At 71.2% G+C, this 12606-nt stretch carries 9 protein-coding genes, 1 tRNA gene and 1 other RNA gene; 2 read left to right on the top strand and 9 right to left on the bottom strand.

The genetic code is table 11. The features are described 5' to 3' along the window. Positions 1-27 precede the first annotated feature (27 nt). The 6 genes from AB0E24_RS07215 to AB0E24_RS07190 form a co-directional block, all read right to left on the bottom strand. Positions 28-2634, bottom strand: a complete 2607-nt coding sequence (locus tag AB0E24_RS07215; RefSeq protein WP_359375321.1) for a DNA polymerase III subunit gamma and tau — start codon at positions 2632-2634, stop codon at positions 28-30. Between the two features lie 138 nt (positions 2635-2772). Then, positions 2773-2869: signal recognition particle sRNA small type (ffs, locus tag AB0E24_RS07210), an RNA gene on the bottom strand. Positions 2870-3063: 194 nt separating this feature from the next. Next, positions 3064-4575, bottom strand: a complete 1512-nt coding sequence (locus AB0E24_RS07205) for an MFS transporter (RefSeq protein WP_359375319.1) — start codon at positions 4573-4575, stop codon at positions 3064-3066. Positions 4576-4747: 172 nt separating this feature from the next. Further along, positions 4748-6097, bottom strand: a complete 1350-nt coding sequence (locus AB0E24_RS07200; protein ID WP_359375317.1) for a 1-acyl-sn-glycerol-3-phosphate acyltransferase — start codon at positions 6095-6097, stop codon at positions 4748-4750. Beyond that, positions 6094-6942: a phosphatidate cytidylyltransferase gene (locus tag AB0E24_RS07195; RefSeq protein WP_250849777.1), complete on the bottom strand. Its 849-nt coding sequence runs from the start codon at positions 6940-6942 to the stop codon at positions 6094-6096. The genes AB0E24_RS07200 and AB0E24_RS07195 overlap by 4 nt, the downstream gene beginning before the upstream one ends. Then, positions 6939-7613 carry a CDP-alcohol phosphatidyltransferase family protein gene (locus AB0E24_RS07190; RefSeq protein ID WP_099014233.1) on the bottom strand — a complete coding sequence of 225 codons (675 nt, stop codon included), beginning with the start codon at positions 7611-7613 and terminating at the stop codon, positions 6939-6941. Before AB0E24_RS07190 ends, AB0E24_RS07195 begins: the two co-directional genes overlap by 4 nt. A 479-nt stretch (positions 7614-8092) precedes the next feature. On the opposite strand from AB0E24_RS07190, the gene AB0E24_RS07185 reads away from it, so the two are divergent. Both AB0E24_RS07185 and AB0E24_RS07180 read left to right on the top strand, forming a co-directional pair. After that, positions 8093-8180 (top strand) — tRNA-Ser (locus tag AB0E24_RS07185). Positions 8181-8790: 610 nt separating this feature from the next. After that, positions 8791-9852: a hypothetical protein gene (locus AB0E24_RS07180; RefSeq protein WP_069861006.1), complete on the top strand. Its 1062-nt coding sequence runs from the start codon at positions 8791-8793 to the stop codon at positions 9850-9852. Positions 9853-9960: 108 nt separating this feature from the next. Here AB0E24_RS07180 and AB0E24_RS07175 read toward each other — a convergent pair whose 3' ends face one another. From AB0E24_RS07175 to AB0E24_RS07165, 3 genes are all read right to left on the bottom strand, one after another. Beyond that, positions 9961-10491 (bottom strand): flavoprotein, encoded by a 531-nt coding sequence (locus tag AB0E24_RS07175; protein WP_359375313.1) that lies wholly within the window; start codon positions 10489-10491, stop codon positions 9961-9963. Then, the gene (locus tag AB0E24_RS07170) at positions 10488-11762 is read right to left on the bottom strand and encodes a helix-turn-helix domain-containing protein (protein WP_359375312.1); all 1275 of its coding nucleotides are present in this window, start codon (positions 11760-11762) and stop codon (positions 10488-10490) included. The genes AB0E24_RS07175 and AB0E24_RS07170 overlap by 4 nt, the downstream gene beginning before the upstream one ends. 563 nt (positions 11763-12325) lie before the next feature. After that, positions 12326-12493 (bottom strand): hypothetical protein, encoded by a 168-nt coding sequence (locus AB0E24_RS07165; protein ID WP_174882660.1) that lies wholly within the window; start codon positions 12491-12493, stop codon positions 12326-12328. Between the last annotated feature and the right edge of the window lie 113 nt (positions 12494-12606).

Raw genomic sequence — 12606 nt, 5'->3', positions numbered from 1 at the left:
GGAGCACGGGCGCGGGGCCCGCGCCTCCTACTCGTTGACGATCTCTTCGATCACCGTGGCACCGAGCTCGCGGACGATCAGGTCGTGGCCGCTCAGCGCGGAGTCGTCCAGGTCCGCGTCGTCCTCGGCCGGCATGTCGTCCTCCAGCGCGACCCGCGGAGGCTCGGGCTCCCGGTAGGCGGGCGCCGCCTCGGGGGGCGGGCCCGCGTCCGCCGATCCGGACGGTGCGGAGGGCGCGGCCGGGGGCGGGGAGGCGGGCGCGGGCCGGGGTGCGGGCTGCCGGGGCGCGGCGGGCTGGCCACCGCCGCCGAAGCCGCCGCCGCCACCGGCGCCGCTGCCGCCTCCGAAGCCGCCGCCGGTGGCGCCACCACCGCCTCCGCCATGGCCGCCGGGACCGCTCGGGCCACCGGCACCGCCGAAGCCGCCCGGACCAGCTGGGCCGCCTGGACCACCTGGGCCGCCGCCCTGCTGTCCGGCGCCGCCCGAGGGATCGACGATCGCCTCGATCCGCCACTGCACGCCGATGGCGTCCTGGAGCGCCTGCCGCAGGACGTCCTCGCTGCCGCCGCCCACGAAGCTGTCCCGCGCGCCCGCGTTGGAGAAGCCGAGCTGGAGGGTGGTGCCGTCGAAGCCGGCAACCGTCGCGTTCTGGCTCAGCAGGATCCAGGTGAAGCGGCGGCGGTTCTTGACCGCCTCCAGGATGTCCGGCCACATCTGCCGCACCTGCACGGCGCCCTGCGCCATGCCCGGTGCGCCCTGCGCGGGTGCGGAAGGGGCGGCCGGCGCGGCGGGTGCGGAAGGCCCGGTCGGCGCGGAGGGCGCCGCGGGTGTCTGTGCGGGTGGGCCGCCGCCCTGCCCCGGCGCGGTGGCCGTGGGCCAGCCGCCGGGCTGCCGGGCGGGCGCCCCGGCGCCCCGTCCACCGCCACCACCGGAAGCGCCACCACCGGAGGCACCGCCGCCACCGGAAGCGCCGCCCGGGCCGCCCGGACCAGGCGCACCGCCCGCACCGGACGCCCCGGAACCGGGCGCGGAAGCCGTGGGCCAGGCTCCGGGCCGCGAGCCGCCGCCCTCCGCCGCTGGGGACTGAGCGCCCGACGGCCAGGCCCCTGGCCGCTGCCCGCCGCCGCCCTCAGCGGGCGCGGCAGGGGCACCGCCCTGCTGTCCACTGTCACCGGCGCCACCCGGACCGCCGCCCTGGCCGCTGTCCGCGGCGGGCCGCGCACCCGCGGGCCACCCACCAGGGTCCTCGGCACCGCCCGGCCCGCCTGGGGCCTGCCCCTGGCCGGGCCCGCCCCCGGCCATCGCCGCACGCGCGGCGGCCGGACCGGACGGCCCGGCGAGGGGCGCGGCGGGAGCGTGGGCGTCGGGCCCCGGTACGTACCCCATGGCGGGCCCGGGCCCAGCCGGCCCCGCGACGCCACCACCGGCAGCGCCGCCGACACCGGCACCGCCACCACCGCCCAGGCCGCCCGCGAGTGCCCCGCGCTCCAGCCTCTCCAGGCGCGATTGCACCGAGCGCTCGTCGTCGAAGGCGGCGGGCAGCAGCACCCGGGCGCAGATCAGCTCCAGCTGGAGCCGCGGCGAGGTGGCGCCACGCATCTCCGTCAGGCCCTCGTTGACCAGGTCCGCCGCACGGCTCAGCTCGGCGCCGCCGAAGACCGACGCCTGCGCCTGCATCCGCTCCACCACATCGGCGGGGGCGTCGATGAGCCCCTTCTCCGCCGCGTCCGGCACGGCGGCGAGGATCACCAGATCGCGCAGCCGCTCCAGCAGATCGGCGACGAAGCGCCGGGGGTCGTTGCCCCCCTCGATCACGCGGTTGACGACCTCGAACGCCGCCGCCCCGTCGGTCGCCGCGAAGGCGTCCACGATCGAGTCGAGCAGCGAGCCGTCCGTATAGCCGAGCAGCGAGGTCGCCATGGCGTAGGTCACGCCGTCGTCGCTCGCGCCCGCGAGCAACTGGTCCATCACCGACATCGAATCCCGCACGGACCCGGCCCCGGCCCTGACGACCAGCGGCAGCACCCCGTCCTCGACCGGGATCGCCTCGCGTCCGCAGACCTCTCCCAGATAGTCGCGGAGCGTCCCGGGAGGCACGAGCCGGAACGGATAGTGGTGCGTACGCGACCGGATGGTGCCGATGACCTTCTCCGGCTCGGTGGTCGCGAAGATGAACTTGAGGTGCTCCGGGGGCTCCTCGACCACCTTCAGCAGGGCGTTGAACCCCGCCGAGGTGACCATATGGGCCTCATCGATGATGTAGATCTTGTAACGACTCGACGCGGGCCCGAAGAACGCCTTCTCCCTCAGCTCACGGGCGTCGTCCACACCACCGTGGGACGCGGCGTCGATCTCGATCACATCGATCGACCCCGGTCCGTTCCGCGCGAGGTCCTGGCACGACTGGCACTCGCCGCAGGGCGTCGGGGTGGGACCCTTCTCACAGTTCAGACAGCGGGCCAGGATGCGCGCGCTGGTCGTCTTGCCACACCCGCGGGGACCGCTGAACAGATACGCGTGGTTGACCCGGTTGTTGCGCAGCGCCTGCTGCAACGGGCCGGTGACATGCTCCTGCCCGATGACCTCCGCGAAGGTCTCGGGGCGGTAGCGGCGGTACAGCGCAAGGGACGACACGCTTACGACGATATCGGGGACCACGGACAACGAGACCACACCCGCACCCGCACACCCCACGCACCCGGCCCGCCCGCGGCCCCCACAGACGCAAAAGGCCCCCGGACGCGAAGGGCCCCGGCGCAAAGGCCCTCAGACGCGAAGGGCCCCCCACGTACCCGCCAGAGCCCACTTACCCTTGCTGCCTTCCGGCCCTGGGGGAGTTCGGTGAGATAGCGCCACGTGAGGGGCTGCGCCCCACCTTAGCGGATCGACCGGGGTGCGAACGACTTCGCGGGTGCCCCTTCCGGTCGTGGACCGTTTTCGGCCAGGATTCGGCCGAAGGCCGGTGGGGCACACCGCCGGGGCGGGACGGCCCCGCGGAAGGGCGGCCTCGGAAGGGCGTCCCCGCAGAAAGACGGCCCCAGGGCGGGGCGGCCCCGGCAGGCGTCATCCGGTGGCTTCCGGGGCTTCCGGGGCTTCCGGCTCACGATGGGTGGCGAGGTACGTCCCGGCGCTGATCACGGGGATCACGGCCAGCACCCACCAGACACGGTGGTAGTCCCCCAGGATCGTCGCGCTGGTCGGTGTCCCCAGGACGGCCACGAACACGCTGACGCCAAGTAGGGCGCCCAGCTGCCGGAAGCTGTTGTTGATCGCGGTGCCGACGCCGAAGCGCTCCGGTGGCAGCGCCTTCGCCGCGGCGCTGTTGAGGGTGGAGAGGGCCAGGCCGACCCCGATGCCGTTGAGCACAAGGGTGGGAAGCCAGTGCGCGGCCCAGTGCGGCGAGGCGCCGGTGCGCAGGGCGAGAGCGGCGGCGCCCGCGGCGTAGAAGAGGGCGCCGGTGACGAAGACCGGGCGGTAGCCGAATCGTTCGGCCAGCCGGCCGGCCAGCGGGGCAACGAGCGCGGTGACGAGTGCGCTGGGGCTGACGGCCAGTGCGGACTTCAGCACGGAGTAGTGCCAGACGTTCTGGAGGAACAGCAGGCTGGAGAGCAGAACGGCGAAGAAGGCCACGGAGAAGACCAGCGTGGCGACATTGGACGCCTGGAAGTTGCGGATCCGGAACAGGCTCAGGTCGAGTGCCGGCCGCACGGCGCGCCGGGACCGCAGGATCAGCAGCGGGATCAGGACGACACCGGCCACCGCGGTCGCCAGGACACGCGGGTCGTCCCACCCCAGGCGCGGCCCGTAGATGACGGCGAAGCTGAGCAGGGCGGGCGCCGCGGCGCTCATGGCGACGCCGAGGGGGTCGGGGAAGCCTCCGTTCCGGGAGCCGCGGGTCTCGGTCAGCAGGCGTGCGCCCCAGGCGGCGGTGAGCAGGCAGACGGGGACGTTGAGCAGGAAGACCCAGCGCCAGGTGGTGTATTCGATCAGGAGCGCGCCCAGGGTCGGGCCGATCGCGGTGGCGACGGCCGCCATGGCACCCCAGGTGCTGATCGCCGTGGCCCGGCGCTCCAGGGGGAACGCGGGCAGGAGAAGCGCCAATGAGGCCGGAACGATGATGGCGCCGAAGACACCTTGGGCCGCCCGTGCCGCGATGAGCACGCCGAGCCCGGGGGCGAGACCGCACAGGGCACTGCTGAGCGCGAAGCCCACGAGACCGATCTGGAACAGACGCTTGCGGCCGTAGGCGTCGGCCAGTTGCCCGGCCGGGATCAGGAACGCGGCGAAGACCAGGGTGTACGCGTTGAGGACCCACACCAGACGGGTGATCCCGGCATCGAAGCTGGTGCTGATCGTGTCGAAGGCGACATTCACGATCGTGGTGTCGAGGAAGACGATGAACACGCCGAGGCTGGTCAGCGCGAGGATGCGGCGGGCATCCCGGTCCGGTACCGACGGGGCGGATGCGACCGGGGCCGTCGCCTGCGAGGCGGACGGGACGGACGGCATGGACGAGGTGGGCGGGGACGACGAGGTGGACGGGGACGAGGTGGGCGGGGTGGACGGGCTGGACATCGGCGCGCGGCTCCTCATACGTCGGTCGGGGTCGTCCTCACACGGCTGTACACGGCTGTTCACGGCTTCTCGGGTCCGCCGGCCGCGGACACCGCGTCGGCGGAGCGTGCGGCAGGGGTACGTCGGCAGGGGGTACGGCAGGGGCGCGATGGCCCCCCGAAGGGGGTACGGGTCACTGCCACGAGCCGATGACCAGCGTGAACAAGGCGACGAAGGCCACCCCTACGAAGATCAGGTACTGCGGGAAGAAACGCCGCCAACGCTGGGTGAGCACGCCGATCAACGTGAGTACGAGCCCGACGCCGACGATGCGCTCCCCCCGCGCGGCCGTGGACCGCAGCACCCACTCGCCCGCGGGCACCCCGGCACGCCCCGCCTCGGCCGCGTACACCTTGTACGGGATACCGCTCGCGGGCTGGTGCCGTACCGCGCGGGCACCCTCAGAGCGGATCTCGTTCTGCGCCGTGGTGTGCATGCGGGTGGTGGTCAGCGGCTGGGGCAGCTCGACGGAAGTCCCCGAGTACAGCGCGAGCGCGACCAGACCGCCCGCGACGCTGGCCACGGCGGCGCTCACGGTCAGCCGCAGCCCCGCCCTGGGCGCGGCGACGCACAGCACGGCGAGCGCGAGCTCCGGCAGCAGCGGCCAGCTCAGCGCCTCGGTGAAGGACCAGGCGGCCACCAGGCCAAGGCCCGTCCAGGACATCGCCAGCCGGGCGATCCGACGCCGGACCCGGCTGTCGCGGGGCCGGCACTCGGCGAGGAGTTCGAGGACCGCCGTACGGGCAGTGTCGGCGTCGGGGTCCGCCAGCGGCCGCCCGATCCGCACCCGGACGGCGTGCGGACGCAACCGTCCGCGCTTGGGCAGCAGTTCCGCGGTGCCGGACAGGGCGACGGGCACCACCGGCACACCGTTGGAGACGGCCAGTTCGACCGCGCCCCGGCGGAACGTGCCCACGCGGCCCCCTCCCCGGGTGCCTTCGGGAAAGACGACCACCGCGTGTCCGGCGCGCAGCATGGGACCGGCGATGTCCTGGAGGTCGGAGTAACCGCCACCGTGGCGGCGTACGGGAAATGCGGCGGCCAGGACCGAACACACCAGGCGGCGCACGCGGTTCCGGAACCAGTAGTCGGCGGCCGCCGCCACCCGGGGAGCGCGGGCGACGCCGAGGGCGGCCAGGAGCACTGCCGTGTCCGCGTGCGAGGAGTGGTTGGCCACCACCACACAACCGCCCTTCGGCAGCTTCCCCTTGACGGTGAGACCGCCGGTGAGGAAGAGGACGGTCCGCCAGAACCGCCGGCGCAGCCACGCCGCCACCAGAAGCCGGAACGCGGGCCGCGCCGGCCGCCCGGCGGCCACCGCCGCCCCGGCGGCCTCGTCGGTGACGTCACCGAGGACTCCACCGGCGACCCCGCCGGGAACCCCGCCGGTGACGAGTCGCTCGGGCCGCGTATCGCCCTCCGTACCGCCCCCCGTGGCGCTCCGCACCGTGGATAACGATCCGGTCGGCGCGTCCTTCGTCATGGCAAGGCTCCCAACAGGAGAAGGGTCACGAGAAGAGAGTCGATGCGATCCAGGAGCCCCCCGAATCCGGGCAGCCAACGGCCCGCGTCCTTGACCCCGGCACCTCGTTTGATCATGGATTCGAGCAGGTCGCCCAGTGCGCAGCCGCACAGCACGGCGAGCCACCGCAGCGGAGTCCAGGCGTCCATGGCCCACAGGGCCAGACCGGACAGTGCGGCGGAGCCCACAACTCCGCCCCAGGTCTTGGCCGGTGAGAGCGAGGACAGCGGACGGCTCAGGGGTCCGGAGCGGCCCAGCGCCCGCCCGCCGCACCAGCCGCCCACATCCGCGAAGGCCACGCTGACGCAGATCGCGATGGCGAGGTCCCCCAGGAACACCAGTCCGGTGAGGGCGAGGGGCAGCCAGATGAGGCCGAAGGTGGTCCTGACCGCGCGGTCGGCGCCATGGGCCACGTCCTCGCCCACCAGAGGCGGCAGCGCGGCGGCGCAGAGCAGGACACCGGCCATGGGCAGCGTGAGCGCTCCGGGGCGCAGCCAGGCGACGAGGGGCAGAAGCACCCCGGCACACACCAACAAGGCGGCGTCGGCGCGGCGCAGACCCACCAACCGCACATACTCGACCGAACCCACCACGGCGAGCCCGGCCGCGAACAGAGCGGCCCCGGGGGCGCCGAAGGCCAGCGTCCCGCAGACGATCAGCGCGGTGACGCACCAGGTCCGCCAGCGACGGCGCAGTTCGACGTTGCGGACGAAGAGAAGGGCGAGGCCGCTCACGGTGAGCGTCCCGGCGAGGAGCGGTACGGCCCGCGCCAGCTCCGGTGGAAGCGGACCCGCGAAGGGGGTCACAGCCGACCACTCAGAGGACCGTGTTCACGATCCTCACCAACACGACCGCTCTCGCCGCTACGACCACTTTCACCGGCGTGGCCACTCTCACCGGCACGGCTATTGCAGAGCGCCACAACCTGAAACAGCCGCACACCGGCGGTCAACGCGGAACCGACCACGATCACCACCGCGGCGGGCACATACCACCCGGACGCCGCGGCGACCGCGACGACGAGGCAGCGCTCGGTCTTACCCATCGGTCCGCCGTTGATTCTCCGCACCCCGGCCGCGGCCCCGGCGATGGAGATCCATGACGGCGCCGAACTGGCCAGCAGCGCACCGAGTACAAGCGAAGGCGATATGTGCGGCAGAAATCCCAGAATCACCAGGAGATCCGCCGCTCGATCACCGATTTCATTCAGCAACGAACCCAGGCGGGTCTGCTTTCCGGTTTCCCTGGCAATGGAGCCGTCGAGATTCGCGCAGGCCAACCGAGCCGTCAGAAAAACCACAACGGGAACCACGGCCCAGGGAGCGGGCAGCAGGGCAAAAGATGCCGCGGCAGCGCCCGCGCAGAGCATTCCCGCAAAGGTGACCGCATTCGGAGAGACGCCGCTCCGGATCAACTTCCGCCGGAGCAGGGTTAATCGGCGGGCGAACCACGGTTTAAGCGCGTACAGCCCATTCATGGCCAGACGATAACAAGCGGGTGAACAAATTGGCACCACCCATCCCTAAAGCTAGTGGATGCACCAGAGATGCGCTTACGGCGCTAGTGAATACACCAGAGCCCACGCTTTACAGACATCCTCAATCCCCGTTTTCGCATCGGATTCCCCGACCCGCACCGACCCGGCCCCGGCAAATCCCCGAATGGACGGCGAGGCAGCTTCGCCCCGACGATCAACGCTTTTCTCTGAAATCGCCCGCTACGGACCGCACACCCATCTCCACACCCACACCCACACCCACATCCGGCACCGACCACCCCGGCCGTAATCCCGAGGCCACTCCCACCGACCATCACCCGAAGAAGCACGTCCGGTTTATCTCGATTCCGCCGGACATTGACTCCCTCGAACCGACAATGTGGCGCGTCCCACAGGACCCCCGGTGCACCCCGCCGGCCGTGTCAGCGCACCTCATCAAGTGGGGTAGAGTGTCCCACGGAGGATTCGCCTAGAGGCCTAGGGCGCACGCTTGGAAAGCGTGTTGGGGGCAACCCCTCACGAGTTCGAATCTCGTATCCTCCGCCAGCCCAGAGGGCCGGACCGCGCAAGTGGTCCGGCCCTCTGGCGTATACCCGTCCCGGTTTCCCTCCCGGTCGGCCTCAGGCAGTTCCCCAGGGCGCACCGCCGACCCGTCGGTGACGCGCGCCGGGCCCGCGTCCGCACCGCACCCCCGGGCCCCATCCCAGGATCGCGTCGATCACGACGTCCGGATGCCGAGGAGCAGGACCTGACTCATGACTTACCTCCGGTAGAGGGCAGTTGGCACCTCCACCCGCCCCCCCGGTCAGGACAGCGCCCGGACAAGCTCTCCGGCGAGAGGCTCCGGCGAAGCGGGGCCATGGAGAAACTGCGCGACAAAGGCGTCTGGACAGTGGCGGCACCGCACGGATTGAAGAGGCATCCGCGCCGAATAAAGCCCGTGGCGGGCAAAGCCCAGAGGTAAGCCATCCACCAACGGCATGCCTTTCCCCGGACGAGGGCCGCCAGAGGCGGAAACCGTTTGGCGGCACTCCACGTGAGCTCGCGATCACTTTCGGTTAAACATGACACGTCATCTTGTCATCCCGGCTGACCAGCACGGTCGCTGCGTGCCGGTGATGCGCCGCTTCACCCCAGCGCTGAGGAAGGCGTAACGATGAGGATCATTTCGCGGGCCGGCGCCGTGACCGTCGCGGTCGGTGCGGGACTGTCGCTTGCGGTCTTGCCGGCCGGATCGGCCGACGCAGCCGACGCGGCCGACGACGTTCAAGACGTTCAAGTGGAGTGCAACGACATCCCCGGTCTGGTGAACGCCATCAACCAGGCCAACGCCAATGGTGGTCGCATCACCCTCGCGTCCCACTGCACCTACACACTGACCGCACCGAACAACCCGGACGATGGGCTTCCGGAGATCACCGGGGATGTGACCATCTCCGGCAAGGACAGCACCATCCGACGCGATCCGGACGCCACGGAGGTCTTCCGCGTCTTCCACGTGGCGCCCGGCGGCACACTGACCCTGAAGTCGCTCACCGTCAGCGGCGGCGCCAGCGGATCCAATGGCGGCGGCGCCCTGAACGACCAGGGCACGCTGAACCTGAACGACACGGTCTTCAAGGAGAATCGCGCGGTTGACGGTGGTGGCCTCTACAACAACGGTGGGCAGCTCAACCTCGACCGCACCACCGTCGAGCGCAACACCGCGAACGGCTTCGGCGGCGGAGTCGTCAACGACGGCGGCGGCACGATGACGATGAAGGGCGGATCCCTGCTCAAGAACCGGGCGACCATCAGCAATGGTGGCGGTTTGGAGAACATCCTGGGCACCGCGTCCCTGGAGTCCGTATCGGTCCGGGGCAACACCGGCATCAACGGTGGCGGCATCCGCAACGTGAACGGTTCCACCCTGAACCTGAAGTCGACCACTCTCAAGGACAACATCGCCGTGCGAGGCGGGGGCCTTTCGAACCTCGCCAGTCCCGCAACACTCGTCGACTCCCTGGTCACCCGCAACACGGCGATCACCGCCGGCGGCGGCATCGACAACCAGTCGAACGGTCAGGTGACGCTCACCAACACCAAGGTCGTAGACAACACCCCCGACAACTGCGCCCCCGAGGGCAGCGTCCCCGGATGCACCAACCCCACCGCCACCATCGACCCGCCCCCCGCACAAGGGCTCCTGCCTGACGACGACGTCAAAGACCCCGAGTGAGCAGCCTGGTCCGAACCGCGGCCATGAGCTCCTGACCACAACGACGCGGAGGGGCGGGACCCACCCCGCCGGGTCCCGCCCGTCCGCACATCGCCCACCTCGCGCTCATCACACCTGGGGGCTCAGCAACTCCAGCGCTTGCTCCCACCGGAACTTGTCACGACCGCCACCCGCCTTCGGCTGATGCGGCTCGTAGTCGGCGATCAGCACACCCATGCCCCGTAGCCGCTCCAGGCTCTGCCGGTATGCGGGATGGGCGGCCTGTGCGGCGTTCAGATAGGGCAGGGCAACGGTGGGGACGCCCAGGCCGTACGCCTCGCACAGAATGCCCACCGCCAGGGTGTCCGAGATCCCGGCGGCCCACTTGTTGATCGTGTTGAAGGTCGCCGGGGCAACGGCGATGGCATCCGGCGGCGGAAGGGGACGCGGATCGCCGGGCGAGCGCCAGGCGGAGCGGACCGGATAGCCGGTCTGAGCCTCGACAGCTTGGACCTCGATGAAGCCCAGACCCTGCGGGGTGGCGACAACCCCGACGTTCCAGCCCCGCTCCTGCGCCGCGGTGATCAGCTTGCCGACGTCATCGGCGATCCCGGCCGCACAGACGACGACGTACAGGAACGGTTTGCTCCGCTCACTCACGCAGGCACTCCCAGCTGTCGGCCGAAGTGATGCAGCTCGGGCACGGCTCGACGGCGGTCGCGGGCAACCATGTCAGCCACCAGCTCACGCACGGCCGGCCGCCGGATATCCTGGGCCGCGCAGCTTTCCGCGATCCGCAGGGCCCGGTAACCGTCGGCGAGCCTGCCTTGTTGACCGTACGCACGAGCGGCGTCGACCCACAGCGCCGCACGCCGTTCGGGCACGGGGATCGGCCTGCGCATGAGCGGTCGAGCCGTCTCCAGGGCCAGGCCCGAATCCCCGAGGGCGACTGAGGCGCTGACGGCGTGCAGCTCGACGTTGGTGGGACTGAAGTTGGCCCAGGCGTCGGGGCGGTCAAGGGCCACGTAGCGGGCAATGTCCTTCGCCTCGGTGAGAAGGTCCTGCGTTGCCGCACGGTCTCCGGCGGTACTCGCCGCCGTGACACCGCGCAGCAGCATCAGCCCCAGGGCTGCGAGATATCGCGGAGGGCGACGATCGTAGAAACCGGCGAGTTGCTCTGCGGTGTGGCGGACGAGCGTCACGGCGTGAGCGGTGTGCCTTTCGCGGGCGAGGACGTGGGCGTGTACGCGGACGCTGGACGCCAGGACGACGGGGTCCCCACAACGTTCCGCCTCCGCCATGGCCCGGCCCACAGCCATCCACGCATGACCGACGTCGCCGAGCTTGAGCAGCAGGCTCGCCGAGGTCTGGTAGGCCGTGGCCAGCAGGCTGATGACGGTCGTCGTAGGGGAGGAGTCGGCTGCCACACGCCGCAGGTCACCGATCAGCGGGGGCAGGACGCGGCCCAGCTCTGCGTAGTCGCACATAGAGAACAGGCGACGTACCGCCGCGACCCGGTCACTCAGCTCGGTGGCAGTCATCTCGTCGGCGATGGGGGCGGGCGGCTGCGCGGGCAGCAAGGCGTGAATCAGATCCTCGTGGGCCACTGGGCTGGGCGTCGGCGGCACCGCGAGGGAGGCGATGCTGGCGGCCAGGAAGGTACGGCGGTGCATGTCCTCCGTCTCAGTGTCTGCGGTGTGCGGAGCCGGTGGGGCGGCCAGGCCCAGTTCGTGAAGCGGGATGCCGAGCACCTTGGCCACGTCCCGTAACACGCGGGTGTCTTCCGTGCCCCGTCCGTTCTCCAACCGGCTCACCTTCGCCTGGTGGTAACCCAGGGCTGCGGCCACCTGTGCCTGCGAGCGCTTCTGCCTCAGTCGAGCTCGGCGGATGACCCGACCGAGCCGTCTCGCCTGTTCCTGTGCATCGGTCATCTCCCCCGCGGCCCCCTTCTGTCGCCACCAATCCTGCCCCTTGAACCGAGCCTAGGTCAGCCGAGATTCGCCGTAATGCGGCTTGTGCATACGTCATGCCCTAGTGGCGCGGACCGCGGCCTCCGGGCGCCGATGAGCAGTTACGGGGAACGGCCCCACACGTTCCGGAGGCGCACATGGAAACGCACCAGCTCAGCTTCAACCTCCCCAGCACACCAGGTGCCGTCGAGCCCGGACCTTGCCATCGAGCGCCGGTACTCCACCGGCGCCCGTCAGGCCCTTCGTGGTCTTCTGTCTCGGCTCCGGGTCTGCGAACTCATACGGGTTACGTGGTACGGGGCGTGGACGCGGCCGACTCGGCGTCGGCGGCGCGTTCCGCTCGCTTCGCTCCTTACGGGGTGCGTCGCCCCTCACGGGGTGCGTCGCCCTCGACGGGTGCGTCGTTCCTCGACGGGTGCGTCGTTCCTCGTACGTAACGACGTGTCGCCCGGCCCGGTTCCCTCCCGCCGGCCCCCGGCGCGGCCTGTGCGAGGTGATGGAGCGGCCGTCGCACGGGGCGGGGCTCAGGCGGCCCGGCGGTCGCGGGTCAGGTAGAGGCCCGTGGCGGTGGCGATGACGGTAAGGCCGGTGACGCCGCTGACCACCATCTGCTCGATGCCGCTGAAGGCGAAGCTGGAGGCGACGTTGACGACGGCGGCGATGGCGAGGACCAGCCAGAGCACGAACTTCATGAGGGGTTCCTTCCGGAGGGGCCCGTGATGGACCGGGCGGTGCGTCGGGCGGTGGATCGGGCTGTGCGTCGGGCGGTGAATCGGGTGGTGGATCGGGCGTTCCTTGGCTGATG

The organism is Streptomyces malaysiensis subsp. malaysiensis, assembly GCF_040653035.1.
GTDB lineage: Bacteria > Actinomycetota > Actinomycetes > Streptomycetales > Streptomycetaceae > Streptomyces > Streptomyces malaysiensis.
This window is presented reverse-complemented; position numbering and strand designations above follow the sequence as displayed.